This window comes from Candidatus Manganitrophus noduliformans, from assembly GCF_012184425.1.
GTDB classification, from domain to species: domain Bacteria; phylum Nitrospirota; class Nitrospiria; order SBBL01; family Manganitrophaceae; genus Manganitrophus; species Manganitrophus noduliformans.
Window position 1 is genome coordinate 435,026 of sequence record NZ_VTOW01000003.1, and the last position, 14,208, is coordinate 449,233.

Annotated in this window: 13 protein-coding genes; 11 read left to right on the plus strand and 2 right to left on the minus strand. The window is 57.7% G+C overall.

Annotation, left to right across the window (positions count from 1 at the left end):
* Positions 1–211: 211 nt before the first annotated feature.
* From MNODULE_RS16655 to aspS, 7 genes are all read left to right on the plus strand, one after another.
* Positions 212–1,072: a dienelactone hydrolase family protein gene (locus tag MNODULE_RS16655; RefSeq protein ID WP_168061907.1), complete on the plus strand. Its 861-nt coding sequence runs from the start codon at positions 212–214 to the stop codon at positions 1,070–1,072.
* 173 nt (positions 1,073–1,245) lie between these two features.
* Positions 1,246–1,668, plus strand: coding sequence for an AraC family ligand binding domain-containing protein (locus MNODULE_RS16660; RefSeq protein WP_168061909.1), 423 nt, complete (start codon positions 1,246–1,248; stop codon positions 1,666–1,668).
* On the plus strand, positions 1,665–2,372 hold the full coding sequence (locus tag MNODULE_RS16665) for an HAD family hydrolase (RefSeq protein WP_168061911.1): 708 nt from the start codon (positions 1,665–1,667) through the stop codon (positions 2,370–2,372). Before MNODULE_RS16660 ends, MNODULE_RS16665 begins: the two co-directional genes overlap by 4 nt.
* Positions 2,373–2,565: 193 nt before the next feature.
* Positions 2,566–4,512: a serine/threonine protein kinase gene (locus MNODULE_RS16670; protein ID WP_168061913.1), complete on the plus strand. Its 1,947-nt coding sequence runs from the start codon at positions 2,566–2,568 to the stop codon at positions 4,510–4,512.
* Positions 4,513–5,466: 954 nt separating this feature from the next.
* Positions 5,467–6,264: a pseudouridine synthase gene (locus MNODULE_RS16675; RefSeq protein WP_181071084.1), complete on the plus strand. Its 798-nt coding sequence runs from the start codon at positions 5,467–5,469 to the stop codon at positions 6,262–6,264.
* A gap of 5 nt (positions 6,265–6,269) precedes the next feature.
* Complete coding sequence (locus MNODULE_RS16680; protein WP_168061914.1) at positions 6,270–6,554, plus strand: hypothetical protein; 285 nt, start codon at positions 6,270–6,272, stop codon at positions 6,552–6,554.
* A 159-nt stretch (positions 6,555–6,713) separates the two neighbouring features.
* Positions 6,714–8,471, plus strand: a complete 1,758-nt coding sequence (gene aspS, locus MNODULE_RS16685) for an aspartate--tRNA ligase (RefSeq protein ID WP_168061916.1) — start codon at positions 6,714–6,716, stop codon at positions 8,469–8,471.
* Positions 8,472–8,519: 48 nt separating this feature from the next.
* Here aspS and MNODULE_RS16690 read toward each other — a convergent pair whose 3' ends face one another.
* On the minus strand, positions 8,520–9,515 hold the full coding sequence (locus tag MNODULE_RS16690) for a sulfite oxidase (protein WP_168061918.1): 996 nt from the start codon (positions 9,513–9,515) through the stop codon (positions 8,520–8,522).
* A gap of 146 nt (positions 9,516–9,661) precedes the next feature.
* Here MNODULE_RS16690 and MNODULE_RS16695 point away from each other — a divergent pair, with 146 nt between their 5' ends.
* On the plus strand, positions 9,662–10,570 hold the full coding sequence (locus MNODULE_RS16695) for a formylglycine-generating enzyme family protein (RefSeq protein WP_168061920.1): 909 nt from the start codon (positions 9,662–9,664) through the stop codon (positions 10,568–10,570).
* A 78-nt stretch (positions 10,571–10,648) separates the two neighbouring features.
* On the opposite strand, the gene MNODULE_RS16700 is transcribed toward MNODULE_RS16695, so the two are convergent.
* A complete protein-coding gene (locus MNODULE_RS16700) occupies positions 10,649–11,659 on the minus strand; it encodes a zinc-dependent alcohol dehydrogenase family protein (protein ID WP_168061922.1) in 1,011 nt (336 codons plus the stop codon).
* A 174-nt stretch (positions 11,660–11,833) separates the two neighbouring features.
* On the opposite strand from MNODULE_RS16700, the gene MNODULE_RS16705 reads away from it, so the two are divergent.
* The 3 genes from MNODULE_RS16705 (at position 11,834) to gnd (ending at position 14,179) form a co-directional block, all read left to right on the plus strand.
* A complete protein-coding gene (locus MNODULE_RS16705) occupies positions 11,834–12,448 on the plus strand; it encodes an NUDIX domain-containing protein (protein ID WP_168061924.1) in 615 nt (204 codons plus the stop codon).
* Positions 12,449–12,561: 113 nt separating this feature from the next.
* Entirely contained in the window at positions 12,562–13,188 is a 627-nt protein-coding gene (locus MNODULE_RS16710) for a cyclase family protein (protein ID WP_168061926.1), read from the plus strand.
* Positions 13,189–13,219: 31 nt separating this feature from the next.
* Positions 13,220–14,179: a phosphogluconate dehydrogenase (NAD(+)-dependent, decarboxylating) gene (gene gnd / locus MNODULE_RS16715; protein ID WP_168061928.1), complete on the plus strand. Its 960-nt coding sequence runs from the start codon at positions 13,220–13,222 to the stop codon at positions 14,177–14,179.
* Positions 14,180–14,208: the final 29 nt, after the last annotated feature.

Sequence of the window (14,208 nt, forward strand, 5' to 3'; positions counted from 1 at the left end):
GTTCGTGGGTCATTATTTATTTAAAGGCGTTAAAATAATCCTAAGAAAGTATACCAAAGGATTAAAAATGTGGGGTGACTCATTGCGGAGGGAGGACGGCAGCCCTCGACGGGGAGAATGGGGGGGTTGAAAATCGATGGCCGGAGTAAGTAGACTGTACCTATTTCAATCTTAGAAGAATTCCATCGCGATCAGCGGAAGGAGAAACGGCATGGAAGAACCTCTAGAGACGTTCCTGTCAAAGAAGCCATTTACTCGGCGGGAGTTTGTGGTGACGGCGCTGGCCGCCGGGTTCGCCCTGGCGGTGCGGCCGGCGTTCGGCGAGCTCCTCACGACCGACGCGGGCGGCCTGACCGCGGGTGAAGTGAAGATCCCGGCCAAGGGTGGAGAGATGCCGGCGTATCGGGCGATGCCGGAAAAGGGAGGGGGCTTCCCGGTCGTCCTGGTGGTCCAGGAGATCTTCGGGGTCCACGAACATATCAAAGACATCTGCCGCCGTCTCGCCAAACGCGGCTATCTCGCCGTCGCCCCCGAGCTGTACGCCCGGCAGGGGGATGTGTCGAAGATGGCCGACACGCAGGAGATTTTCAAGGTGGTCTCCAGGGTCCCGGACGCGCAGGTGATGGCCGATCTCGACGCCGCGGCCGATTGGGCGGGAAAGTCGGGCAAGGGGGATCTCAAACGATTGGGGATCACCGGGTTCTGCTGGGGCGGGCGAATTGTCTGGCTTTACGCGGCGCACAGCCCGCGTTTGAAAGCGGGGGTCGCATGGTACGGGCGCCTGGTGGGACAGGCAAGCGATCTGCAGCCGCAACATCCGATCGACGTGGCGGCGAAATTGAAAGCGCCGGTCCTCGGTCTCTACGGCGGCGCCGACACTGGCATTCCGATCGAAACGGTCGAGCGAATGCGCCAGGCGCTGAAAGCCGCCGGGGGCGGGTCGGAGATCGTCGTCTACCCCGACGCCCCGCACGCCTTTCACGCCGACTACCGTCCCAGCTATCGGAAGGAAGCGGCGCAGGACGGCTGGAAGCGGCTCCAGGCGTGGTTTAAGAAGCACGGTGTCGCTTAAGAAGTTTAACCAAAAGATCGAATCCGCACTCATGAAAGGAGCGCGGTTCACCCGATTTGATCTCCTGTTTCCTATTGACTCTGAGAGAAAAGCAGGCTATTTTGAGGGCCGATGCAAAGATAAGCGATGCCACAAGAGAACGCCGATGCAGCTTTTTTAGAGGAGATTGGCCGATGTCGCAGCAAGCGAAAGTGGGGACCTTCCCCAATGGGGTGAAGGTCATCAAATGGGGGCGAAAGGAGGAGCCGACGGAAGAATCGGTGGCCGAGGAGATGAAGCGGTTCGGCTACACGGTTTATGATCTTCAGACCGTCGCCCCCTGGTTCGAGCGAAGCCGGCATGCGCACGACGAGCCGGAGATCCGGGGGGCGGTGTCGGGGGCAATTACGTTTCACTTCGACGATTTTCCCATTACGATCGAAGGGGGAGACATCCTCCTGATTCCGGGCGGGCTGGCGCACGAAGTGATCAGCCACAACGGCCGCCCTTTCTCCGCTTATAAAGGTTCGTTGAGCGGGGAGCGAAAGGTGACCGAGCATGGCGATGCGAGCGGGAGCGTCGAACAGCTGGCGCGCAGGGCCTCGGGGGCGAAATGAGCTGCATGATTTGTTTTGATCTCGACGGAACGCTCGAAGACAGCCGGCGCGACATGATCTCGGCGGCCCATCGGGTCCGCGAGAGGCTGGGGCTTCCGCGCCGCACCGATGAAGCGGTTCTTCCTTGGGTCAACAAGGGGATGGAACAACTCTATCAGGCCTGCTTCGACGACTATCTTCAAGCGGACGAGGGGGGGCGGATGGAAGAAGTCCGCCGTCGATACGAGGCCGATTATCTCGAGAATGCGGTCTGTGAAACGAAACTCTATCCGGGAATTTCCGACGCGGTCAAACGCCTGTCCTTGATCGGTCCGTTGGTGGTTGTGACGAACAAGCCGGAGCGGATCTCGCGCCGTCTGCTCGACCTTCTTGGGATTGGAAAGTTCTTCGCCGACGTCATCGGCGGAGATACCTGTTCGGCGACCAAACCGGACCCGCGGGTCTTGAAAGAGGCCGCCCTCTGCTGCGGTTTTATTTCAGACAAGGGGCGGGCGGTGATGATCGGCGACTCTGCGGCGGATATCAAAATGGGCCGCGCCTTCGGGGCGGCGACGGTCTGGTGTGCCTGGGGCTACGTCGATCGACCGGGCGAGCAGCCCGATTGCATCGCCCCGTCCCCGGAAGTGCTGCCGGCGCTGGTGCAAACCCTCCTGACGCTCCCGCCAAATCCCATCCGTTCCAGAGATGCCGCAGGCGCGTCGTGACTTCCGCGGTTCCTTTCTTTGATCGCTTTAGATTTCTCATCCTCAATTCCTCATTCCGAATCAGGATCGTCCCTCCGCTTTCCTTGACAAAACGCCGACCTTAAGATTTACTTTCCTATACGGATTCATTCCTTTATTTCCGCAACTTTAGACAAAGTAGCCCATTTCATCTCCGGGAGAGAAAGAGAATCGGATGAATTTTCCCGCCCAGTACGGAAAGTATCTCCTCATCGATAAGATTGCCAAGGGGGGCATGGCGGAGGTCTTTCTCGCCAAGCAGACCGGATCGAAAGGATTCGAGCGGCTTCTTGCCATCAAGCGGATTCTTCCCCAGTTTACCGAGAACGCCGAATTCGTCTCGATGTTCATCAACGAGGCCAAAGTCGCGGCCCAGCTCTCCCATCCGAATATCGTCCAGGTGTTCGATTTCGGACAGGTCGAAGAGTCGTACTACATCGGGATGGAATATGTGATGGGGAGAGACCTTCGGACGATCATGGAGCGGAGTCAAAAGAGCAACCGGCCTCTTCCGATCGATCAGATCCTCTTCATTATCAGCCGCGTCTGCAGCGGGTTGGAGCATGCGCACAAGAAGAAAGATCTGCACGGAAACGAGCTGAACCTGGTTCACCGGGACATCAGCCCGCAGAATATTCTGATCTCCTACGACGGCGAGATCAAGCTGGTCGACTTCGGCATCGCCAAGGCGGCCCTCCAGGAGAACGAAACTCGAACCGGAATCCTCAAAGGAAAACTCGCCTACATGTCTCCCGAGCAGGCTTGGGGAAAGGGGATCGATCACCGGTCGGATCTTTTCTCGTTAGGGATCGTATTGTACGAGTGCGCCACCGGCAAGCGGCTCTTTAAAGGGGACAGCGAGATCAACACACTCGAGCGGGTGCGCGAAGCGAAGTTCGAATCTCCCCGCCAATTGAACGCAGCGATTTCGGAACAGGTCGAAGCGGCCGTAGCGAAGTCGCTGGCCAAGGAGGTGCAAGATCGATATGCCTCCGCCGCGCAGATGCAGGGCGAGCTGGAGCGGTGCCTGTCGAAGCCGCTCAGCGAGATCCAATCGGATCTGGCGCAAAGCGTCCATCAGCTCTTTAACGAGGAGATTGAGAAGGACCAAGCCCGAATGAAGCGAGCCGCCCTGGCGACGGCGGAAAGCGTAACGGTTCAGCTCGGAATTGGGACGCCCGATTCAAATCCTTCGAAAGCCGTTCCCTCCAATCCCAAGTTGGAGGTCCCGAAGAAGCGGGTCGGGGCGATGGCCATTACGGCGTTCTTGATTGTCGGCGCGCTGGGTCTCATCGGAGTCGGCACGGTTGTCTTTCTGAAAAAGGGAGAAGAGCCCGACATCCTGGTGGCAAAGCCTTTGCCGGTCCCGAATCAGCCGGCGGTGATCTCTCCGCCTCCCGCTCCCGCGGCACCCGCGCCCAAAGGAGTGGAGGTGAAGCCGGATGTGCCGAACGAGCGTCCCGCCGTTGCATCGACATCCCGGACCGAGCCTGCAACACCGGCGCCAGCGGCCTTGACGCACCGTCCCGCTGAAGAAAAAGCGGCAGAGCAGGTTAGGGTCTCTAAAAAAGCACCCGAACCTCCGGCTGCCGAAGCGGACCTCGCGCGAAAGGTCTCTCCTCCCGAGCCGAAGAAGAGCGCCCTTCCACCGACGGAGAAGAAAGAGGTCCTTCCGCCGCCCCGGGAGGTCGCCCCCAAAGAGATCCCGACGAAGCAAGAACCGGTGAAAGAGGCGGCGCTCCGTCCGCCTGCGGCCGTTGCGCCGCCCCCCCCGGTTCTTTCGGACGAAGAGTTAATCCGCCAGATTATCCGGCGTCAAGAGAAGGCTTTTGAAAATAAGGACATCGGGCTTTATTTAAAAGACCTGGTGCAGTCCTCTCCGAAAGATGAAAAAGAGCTTCAGTCTTTCTTTGATCAGTACGAAAGTATTTCCGTTCAATTCGATATCTCCGACCTTCAAATCAACGGAAACCGCGCTTCCATTACAATGAACCAACAGACCAATTTAAGGGCCAAAAAGGCCAAGAAAGCCCAGACGGCGACCAACAAGGTCAGCTGGGGTCTCCTGAAAGAAGGGAATACCTGGAAAATCAGCGATACAAAAATCGTTGAAAAGAAGTAGTCCAAACGCCCCTTCCTATATTTTCCCTCCCTTTGTATTTTAGTGCAGTCGATTTTTTCAATGAAACAATTCGATCGGCGCGTCGTGAGTCCGTTCCATTTTGAGCGGTCGGTCCCTCTTTGTCGTGATTCCCGTGCAGCCGGGAATCGAGTGGTTTCCGGTTTTTTCGGACCCTTGCTTCCAAGCATCTTCTGCGAACCGGGCGGAGTGGGATCCTCCGGGTCCGACCGAGAGCGGGATTAGAAACGGGGATGTTCCACCGCCGCGAGTGATTTGGGTCGGCTTGCGAATAGTTCATCGAAGACTTTAACTCCGCCTATTTTTCTTTTCTCATTTCCATTTTCTCCTGCCTGAAAAAATCACTCCGTTTTGCCCGAATTTCACCCTCCTAAAACGCGTTTCGCTCAGATCCTTTTTCTCGGAAGGGGAGTGCCGTAAAAAGCCTGATTCGTTAGGAGTGGCGCCGATTTCACGGTCGCCGAGTTCGACCGGTTTTTTCCATTTTGGTTTGACTAGGTCGCTTCGGTCCGAGACGATCCTCTCTCGGTATAGACTAGTGTGGATTTCCTGTGGATAAAAAACCTAAAGGAAAGCTTGAGCCACACGGCGAAAGATTTTAAGGCTAGCTAGTCCTAGTATCGGAAAAATGGACTAGTTCGGATGGACTAGGACGAGTGCTATTTTAGGGTGCCGGTGAATACACAGGCTGTTGAAAAGTATTTTTTTGAAATAATAATAGGTGTTTAGGGGCTGTCTGTCTCCGGGCCGAGGTTAAGAATGGAAAACGGGCCAAATAGCCGGGGCGGGTTGATCCCTCCTAGGCTAGGGGGATCGACCGAGGCGGGACGATTCTATCGGAGTCGGTTCGTTGTGGCGCGAGAGATAGTTCTTGACCATCCAGGAAAGAGTCTGTTAGAACATCAGAGATCGAATCGCCTTAATAGGGGTATAAAGATGATAGAGCGACTGCAGAAGGTGATTGCGAAAGCGGGGATTGCGTCCCGGCGCCATGCGGAGGAGATGATTCTCGATGGGCGGGTTCAGGTGAATGGGAAGATCGTCACGGAGCTCGGTACCAAGGTCGATCCGGAGAAAGACTACGTCAAAGTAAACGGCAAGCGAATCCAGATCGAGCCGCATAAGATCTATTTGCTTTTAAATAAACCGAGAGGATATATTACCTCGGTTCACGATCCGGAGGGCCGGCCCACGGTGATGGACTTTGTCCGGGACATCAAAGAGCGGGTTTATCCGGTCGGGCGCCTCGACTATGATTCGGAAGGGCTTCTTCTTCTCACCAACGACGGCGACCTGGCCGGCGCGTTGATGCACCCGAGCAGCGGGGTTGAGAAGACCTATTGGGTGAAGATCAAAGGGCATCTGACGGAAGAGAAGATCAAAAAGTTGGCGCAGGGAGGGCTTTCGCTGCCGGGGGGAAAGAGCGCTCCCGCTCGGGTTCGGCCGCTTCGGAAAACCTCCGAGCATGATTGGATCGAGATCATCATACACGAGGGGAAGCGACGGCAGATTCGGATGATGGTTGAAAAAATCGGCCATGACGTCTTGAAGTTGAAGCGGGTCGCTTACGGTTTTCTGGCGCTGGGGGATCTCCTTCCGGGAGATTATCGGCGGCTGACGCCGGCGGAGGTGAAGGGATTAAAGGGGCTCATTCATAAAGGGGGGGCGGCGAAAAAAGCGCCGGTGAAACCGAAGGGCGAAGCGGTGCGGGGTAAACGCGCGGGAGGGGGTTAGACGGAATGGAACCATTGGTGTTAACGAACAGTGAAGAGATACTTAAACTCTTAACACAGGTTACTTTGAAAGGACAGGGATTCACCACAGAGTGTCTGGTGGCCGAAGTATTGGACGCCGGCCTTTATGAGCCCGACTTCCTGAATGCCAGCGGTGTCGATCCCGAGGCCTATTATAATGGAGAGCCGAACGCCTGGGCGAATTACCATATCCGTATGAGCAAGAAGGTCTTCATGGTCTACGGCGGGCCCAACAAAGTCCGCACCTTCCATATTGCCGATACTCCCTAATCCGGAACCAAACACGTTATTCGTGAATCATTATTCGTTAAACGTAAAATCTTCATCAGTGATCGTTCGGGGCTGATTTAGAGCCTTACGTCGTTGCGTTGACAAGGAAAATCACGCGTGTTAATCTGCACGCCATTACGATAATAAAGGCATAGAACAATGAAACGGACAGATTATTGCGGCGCGTTGACGGCGGCGCAGATTGAAAAAGAGGTGACGCTGGTCGGATGGGTTCACCGGCGGCGCGATCACGGCGGGTTGATCTTTATCGATCTTCGCGATCGGGAAGGTCTGGTCCAGGTCGTCTTCAACCCTCAGCTCTCCGAAGAGATCCATCAGCGCGCCCACCAGCTCCGGTCGGAGTATGTCATCCAGGTGACCGGAAAGGTGATGCGCCGCCCCGAGGGGACGGTGAACCGGGAGCTTCCGACCGGAGAGGTCGAGGTCCATGCCGGCGATCTGATCATCCTCAATGCGTCGTTGACCCCCCCTTTCTCCATCGAAGAAGAGAAAGAGCCTTCCGAATCGCTCCGTCTTCAATACCGTTATCTCGACCTTCGGCGGAAATCGGTCCAAACGAATTTTATTCTTCGCCACAACCTCTCGAAAGCGGTCCGCCGTTTTCTCGATCAAAATCAGTTCCTCGAAATCGAGACGCCCTTTCTCACCAAGAGCACGCCGGAGGGGGCGCGCGACTTTCTCGTCCCCAGCCGCTTGAATGTCGGCCAGTTCTATGCCTTGCCCCAGTCGCCGCAGCTCTTCAAGCAGATTTTGATGATCTCCGGATTCGACCGGTACTACCAGATCGTCCGCTGCTTCCGCGATGAAGATTTGAGGGCCGACCGGCAGCCGGAGTTCACACAGATCGATCTCGAGATGTCGTTCATCGAGCGGGAGGATATTCTTTCTTTGATGGAAGAGATGGTCCGGACCGTTCTCAAGGAAGTGAAAGGGATTCAGTTGGAATCGCCCTTTCCGCGGCTGACCTATCAGGAGGCGATGAGCCGGTTCGGAGTCGATAAGCCCGATCTCCGTTTCGGTCTGGAGCTGAAGGATCTTTCGGATATCGCGGCCCGCTCCGAGTTTAAAGTTTTCCGCGAGGCGGTCGAGAAGAAGGGATTGGTCAAAGGGATCAATGCGAAAGGGCTTGCCACCCTCTCCCGAAAGGAGCTGGAGGAGTTAACCCAGGAGGCGACCGGACGAGGCGCCAAGGGGCTTGCCTGGATGAAGGTGACGCCGGAGGGGATGGAAGCGCCGATCGCCAAGTTTTTCAAGCCGGAGATGCTGAAAGAGATCGGTCAGCGGTTGGAAGGGGCGCCGGGGGATCTTCTTCTCTTTGTCGCCGATCGGGAGAAGGTTGTTTATGAAGTCCTCGGCCATCTCCGTTTGGTCATCGGACGGCGGCTCAACCTGATCGACCCCAACGCCCTCAAGCTTCTCTGGGTGACCGATTTTCCGCTCCTGGAATACGACGAAACCGAAAAGCGCTACGTGGCGATGCACCATCCCTTCACTTCGCCGATGGATGAGGACATTCCTTTGCTTGCGACCGATCCGCTCCGCGCGCGGGCGAAGGCGTACGACATCGTCCTCAACGGGACGGAGATCGGCGGCGGGAGCATCCGTATCCATCAAAACGAAGTGCAGTCGAAGATGTTCGATCTTCTCGGCATTACGAAAGAGGAGGCCGAGGCAAAATTCGGTTTCCTGCTTCAAGCGCTCCAATACGGCGCCCCTCCGCACGGCGGCATCGCATTCGGACTTGATCGGTTGACGGCCATCCTGGCCGGCGTCGATTCGATCCGGGATGTGATCGCCTTTCCAAAGACACAGAAGGGAATCTGCCTGATGACGAACGCCCCTTCCGAGGTCGACCCGCGTCAGCTGAAAGATCTCCACATCAAGAAAACGGAATAAGAGGTCCGATCGTCCCGTGTGATGGGCCCGTCAAGTTGTCCGATTCGCTTATTCCACGAAGGTGACGATCGATTGAAGGCCGGAGGTTCCGTCCGGAAAGGCGCGGGAGATGAAGGCGGTCTGCGTCCGGCTGAGTTTATCGGTGGCTCTGGAGAGGATTTGATAGGTTCCCGGCTTGGCGTCCTTCCATTCATATTTCCAAAAGACCCAGGAGTAAGGGGAAGGGGGGGGCTCGATCGTCGCCGGGACCCAGCTCTTTCCGCCGTCGAGTGAAATCTCCACGGAGCGAATGCCGTATCCTCCGGTGAAGGCGATTCCCCGAAAGATATATCCCGGATTGATCGTGTTGTACGGGCCGGGGGCGTCGATTCTTGATTTTACTTTGATCGTCGCCGTATCGGTCCACCCCTTTTGCTGCCAGTATCCTTTGTAGTCATGATCGACCAGATCGATCTTCGTCAACCACTTGACGTTCTTGATCCCATAGAGCCCCGGCACGACGGCGCGCAACGGATAGCCGTGCTCCTTCGGCAAGGTCACCCCGTTCATCTGGTAGGCGAGGAAGACATCGTAGTTCAACGCGCGATCGAGCGTGATCCCATCGGAATACGCGTCGGCGCCGTACATCGCCACGTCCTCCACCCCCTGAAGCGGTTTGGCTTCTTCGATCAGGCTCTTCAAGGTCACCCCTTTCCAGACGGCATTGCTGATCAACTCCCCGGCGACCTCGTTATCGATGCATTCCAGGGTGACCATCTTCTCGACGGCGGGGCGGGCGAGGATCTCCTGGTAGGTCAATTCCAGCGGGCGCTGCACCTTCCCGGTGATCCGGAGGGTCCAGTCGGCCGCATCGACCTGCGGCTGTTTTCCGAAGTTGACGATATAGAAGTGTTCGTTGGGGGTGATGAAGGGAGTCTCTTTCGGGGGAAGGGCCAAAAATCGCTTCATCAGAAAGGTGGACGCTTCGACCTTTCGAGTGAAGAGGGCGGCGAAGATGCCGAGACTGGCGTAGCGGAGAAAATTCCTCCGATCAATGAGATTCATGGGTGAGATTATATCGATGACTTTTTGAAATTGCAACGGATAGAATGAGGGGGGAAATGTCCTTGCAAAGGGAGGGTGAATTCGTTATATTGAATCGATTTTAAACCGGTGGTTCCACCATCAATGATCAAATCCGAGGAGCATGAATGAGCCGAGGCGTCATCATTGGAATTTGCATTACCATGGCGTTGCTGACGATCTTGACAATGGTCGCGCTGGTCGTCGAATCGAAAAAGTCGGAGGCGCTTCGAGAGCGGACCCGGCTGATTCAGACGGAAGCGGAGGCGCTCCCCGACGTGAAAACGGTCGATTACAGCCAGTTTGAAACGATCGTCGGCGGCGACGGACGGGAGATGGTCTTGATCCCCGCCGGCTCCTTCACGATGGGGGGAGGACCCGAGGGGGATTTCGACGAGCAGCCGCAGCGGGTCATCTACCTCGATGCCTATTATATGGACAAACACGAGGTGACCAACGCGGACTATGCGCGATTCGCCAAGATGCTCAAGCGTCCCATCCCGACGATTCCGGTCTTTGAGGACGACGTCAATCTTTTGAAAGGAGAGACCCAGCCGGTGGTCGGGGTGACCTGGATCGATGCCTTCGCCTATTGCAAGTGGGCGGGCAAACGTCTGCCGACCGAAGCGGAGTGGGAAAAAGCGGCGCGGGGAGAAAACGGCCAAACTTTTCCTTGGGGGGATACCTTCAATACGAAGTTGGCCAACGGCCGCGGCGAAGAAGACGGGTTCAAATACAGCGCGCCGATCGGCAGCTTCGAGCAGGGGCGGAGCCCTTACGGCCTCTACGACATGGCCGGCAATGTTTCGGAGTGGGTTTCCGATTGGTATGATCAGTTCTACTACAAAACATCCCCTTTCAAAAATCCGCAGGGACCGGCGGAGCCCGACATCAATAAAGTCCTCGTCTACCGCGGCGGATCATTCAACAGCTCGCCGCACGATCTGCGCGCTTCCAAACGTTTCGGAGGGGCCCATGCCGACCGGGGAGAGAGCAGCGTCGGCATCCGCTGCGCGCGGGACCTCAACGTACAGTGATTTCAATTAGGAATCTGAGAATGAGGAATTGAAAACAAGTTTGTTGATGTCGATTCCTCATTCCTAATCGACAGATTCCTAATTGTCTTTTTTTATTTTCAGCACCCCCGCCCCCTGAATCCCGTCGTGTTTTAAGCGCGAGAGGGCTTCGTTCGCTTGTTCCAAATCAAACAATTCGGTATGCGTCCGAATCGGGATTTCCGAAGCCAATCGGAGGAGCTCCTCTCCGTCCCGCCGCGTGTTGGCCGTGACGCTTCGAAGATTTTTCTCGTAAAAGAGTTCCGTCCCGTAATGGAGGGTAGGGATGTCGGTCATGTAAATCCCCGCCACGGCGACGGTTCCTCCTCTCTCGACCGCGCGCAGCGCCCCGGGGACCAGCTCGCCCGCCGGGGCGAAGATGATCGCCGCGTCGAGCTTGACCGGCGGAATATCGGCCGCTTCGCCCACCCAGGCGGCTCCCAATTCTTTTGCGAGTTGGCGATGCCGTTCCCCGCGGGTCGCAACATAGACCCCGCATCCCCAATACCGCGCAATCTGGATCGCCACGTGGGCCGAAGCGCCGAATCCGTAAAGGCCCAGGCGCCCCCCCTTCCGGATGTCGCTTCGATGAAGCGCCCGGTAGCCGATGATTCCGGCGCAGAGGAGCGGCGCCGCCTGATGCGAGGGGAGATCGGCCGGCAAAGGATAGATGAACGCCTCTTGCGCGACGATGTATTCGGCATAGCCGCCGTCGACGTCATAGCCGGTAAATTGGGGGAGCTCGCAGAGGTTTTCGTCGCCGCGAAGGCAGTAGAAGCAGGCGCCGCAGGCGGCCCATAGCCAGGCGACGCCGACCCGGTCGCCTACTTGAAACCGGCTCGTATGGGGGCCGAGCCGGCTGATCTCTCCGACGACCTGATGGCCCGGAACGACCGGGTTTTTGTGAACCGGCAATTCCCCCTCCACCACATGCAGATCGGTTCGGCAGATTGCGCAGACCTCCACGCGGATCAACACCTCTCCCGCGCCCGGCGCCGGAATCGGGCGCTCGACCGACTGCAACGGCCTCTCCTCAAGCGGCGCTCGTTTTTCTACGATCATTGCTTTCATCCTAAAACTCCTTCAAACAGTATTTTCATTTTAATAGAAGCGAAGAGGAAAAGCGAGCGGGCGAACCTGAACGACGAGATCCTTCGCTCCGCTCTGTGATGACAGGCGAGATTGACTCATCGACGGGATTTCGACTAAAGTCAAAACCGATATGGGCTCGAAAGGAGAATGCAGATGAAGTTTTGTCCGGAATGCGGTCGGCCGTTAGTTCAGCACAAAGTCGAGCGACACCTCCGCCAGGTCTGTCTCCCGGATGGAGAAGGGTGCGGTTTCATCGACTACGGCCGCTTCACCCTCGGCGTCGGCGGTCTGGTGATCGACGCCGATCCCCAGACCGGAGAGCGCCGGGTTCTCCTGATCCAGCGTAATCAGGAGCCGAACAAGGGGGGCTGGACCCTTCCGGGAGGGTTCGTCGACTTTGATGAAACAGTCGACCAAGCGGCGGTCCGGGAGGTGATGGAGGAGACCGGTCTTCAGTGCCGCGCCATCGGGATGGTCGGATTCCGCAACCGGGCCGATTCTGATGTGAACACGTCGTATGCGGTCTTCTTGCTGGAGGCGATCGGCGGGGAACGCTTCACCCAACCGACCGAGGAGATCGCCCAATGCGGTTTTTACACCCTCTCTCAAATTCAAGAGATGCCCCGTCTTGCCCCCCTTTCTCGGACCGTGGCGACGGCCGCCCTGACGGCCGAGCTCCACCTTTTGCGTCCGATCACCGTTTCCGGCCTGGGGGATCGTCCCCCCTTTACTTTCTTTATCGGATCGGATCGATCGACGCAATCTTAACGGCCGGATCAGGTCGCGTCAGAAGGCCCTCTCCCCCGACCTCCGTTGACTTCTTTCAGCGCCGTGTGAAAAGATCATTTAAGGACCATCACCGCAAACTTGAGGGAGAAGCGATGCGACTCTATGATGTGACAATGACACTCACCCATTCCATGCCGACCTATCCGGGGGAGCCCGGCCCCGCCCTCACGCCGGTCAAGCGGATGAAAAAAGGGGATCCGGCGAACGTCTCCGCCCTTTCGCTCGGCCTGCACACCGGCACCCACGTCGATGCCCCGATTCATTTTATCGAAGGGGCGCCCGGGGTTGAGGCGCTGCCGTTGGAGATCCTTTGCGGACCGGCGCGTCTGGTCCGGATCGACGATCCGGAGGCGGTCCGTCCGGGCGAGCTCGAACGGGCCGGATTAAACGGCGCGACCCGCGTTCTTTTTCAAACACGGAATCGGGAGTGGATCAAGGCGTCCCGTTTTCATGAGGATTTCGTCTACATCGCGCCGGAGGCGGCGGAGTGGCTGGTTGCGCGCGGCGTCCGTCTGGTCGGCATCGATTATCTCTCCGTCGAGGCGTTCGGCGCGCCGCAGCCGCGGACGCATCAGACCTTCCTCCATGCTGGTGTCGTTGTGATTGAGGGGCTTGATCTGTCGCTTCCCCCGCCGGGCGATTACGATCTCCGGTGTCTTCCCCTCAAGATCGCCGGCGCCGACGGCGCCCCGGCGCGGGTCGTTCTTGCCGGGGGGTGATCCACCCATTTTTATTTCAAGGAGGCGCGCCATGGAATTTGGGATCATCGGTCTGGGAAGGATTGGGAGCAACCTGGCGATTCATGCGGCCGAAGTCGGAATTCGGGCCGTCGGCTTCTCCAAAGAGGTGACGAACCTCGATGCGCTGGGACGTCACGGCGTCCAGGTGGCGGCGGGCCTGATCGATCTTGTCAAATCGCTCCATTCGCCCCGGGTCATCTTTCTCTCGGTGCCGGCGGGGCCGGCGGTCGACGAAGCGCTTGACCGGCTCGTTCCTTTCCTTGAACCGTGGGATGTGATTGTCGATGGGGGAAATTCGCATTTTCGGGATTCGATCGCGCGATTTCGCCGCCTCCAAAAAAACAAGGTCGGCTTCGTCGATTGCGGGACCAGCGGCGGCCTGGAGGGGGCGCGGAGCGGCGCCTGCTTCATGGTGGGGGGAACGGAGGACGCGGTCGCGCGGGCGGCGCCGGTTTTAATGAAGCTTGCCGTTGAAGAGGGCTTCTTCTACGCCGGCCCTCCCGGCGCGGGGCACTTCTGCAAAATGGTCCATAATGCGATCGAGTTCGGCATGCTTCAGTCGATCGGGGAGGGGGTGGAGCTGATGCGGCGCTCCGACTATCGGATCGATCTCGCCGATCTCTTTCATGCCTGGTCGCACGGCTCGGTGATCCGCGGGTGGCTCGTCGAGCTGATGGAGCGGGGGTTGCGCGAGCATCCCGATTTCTCCGATGTCCCAAGCTACGTCGAGGATACCGGCGAGGTCAATTGGGCGTTGGAAGAGGCGATCGAAAAAGAGGTCCCGATGCCGGCGATCACCCAATCGGTCCTCGCCCTGTTTGCCTCCCGCGGCGGGGGATCGGACGCCGCCCGCGCCGTCGCCCTTCTTCGAAACCAATTTGGCGAACACCCCTTCGGCCCGCGGCCGGACATTGCCAAAATGAGAAAGACCGGAAAGGTCGGCGGCTGGAAAGCCGATGAAGCCGCATAGCCGCTTTCTCCTGCGGTATTGATTTCATC

Bases quoted from the DNA above. Each gene is read 5' to 3' on its own strand.
- gnd (WP_168061928.1), top strand. From the start codon at position 13,220: ATGGAATTTGGGATCATCGGTCTGGGAAGGATTGGGAGCAACCTGGCG.
- MNODULE_RS16695 (WP_168061920.1), top strand. From the start codon at position 9,662: ATGAGCCGAGGCGTCATCATTGGAATTTGCATTACCATGGCGTTGCTG.
- MNODULE_RS16665 (WP_168061911.1), top strand. From the start codon at position 1,665: ATGAGCTGCATGATTTGTTTTGATCTCGACGGAACGCTCGAAGACAGC.
- MNODULE_RS16670 (WP_168061913.1), top strand. From the start codon at position 2,566: ATGAATTTTCCCGCCCAGTACGGAAAGTATCTCCTCATCGATAAGATT.
- MNODULE_RS16710 (WP_168061926.1), top strand. From the start codon at position 12,562: ATGCGACTCTATGATGTGACAATGACACTCACCCATTCCATGCCGACC.
- MNODULE_RS16675 (WP_181071084.1), top strand. From the start codon at position 5,467: ATGATAGAGCGACTGCAGAAGGTGATTGCGAAAGCGGGGATTGCGTCC.
- MNODULE_RS16690 (WP_168061918.1), bottom strand. From the start codon at position 9,515: ATGAATCTCATTGATCGGAGGAATTTTCTCCGCTACGCCAGTCTCGGC.
- MNODULE_RS16660 (WP_168061909.1), top strand. From the start codon at position 1,246: ATGTCGCAGCAAGCGAAAGTGGGGACCTTCCCCAATGGGGTGAAGGTC.
- aspS (WP_168061916.1), top strand. From the start codon at position 6,714: ATGAAACGGACAGATTATTGCGGCGCGTTGACGGCGGCGCAGATTGAA.
- MNODULE_RS16700 (WP_168061922.1), bottom strand. From the start codon at position 11,659: ATGAAAGCAATGATCGTAGAAAAACGAGCGCCGCTTGAGGAGAGGCCG.
- MNODULE_RS16655 (WP_168061907.1), top strand. From the start codon at position 212: ATGGAAGAACCTCTAGAGACGTTCCTGTCAAAGAAGCCATTTACTCGG.
- MNODULE_RS16680 (WP_168061914.1), top strand. From the start codon at position 6,270: ATGGAACCATTGGTGTTAACGAACAGTGAAGAGATACTTAAACTCTTA.
- MNODULE_RS16705 (WP_168061924.1), top strand. From the start codon at position 11,834: ATGAAGTTTTGTCCGGAATGCGGTCGGCCGTTAGTTCAGCACAAAGTC.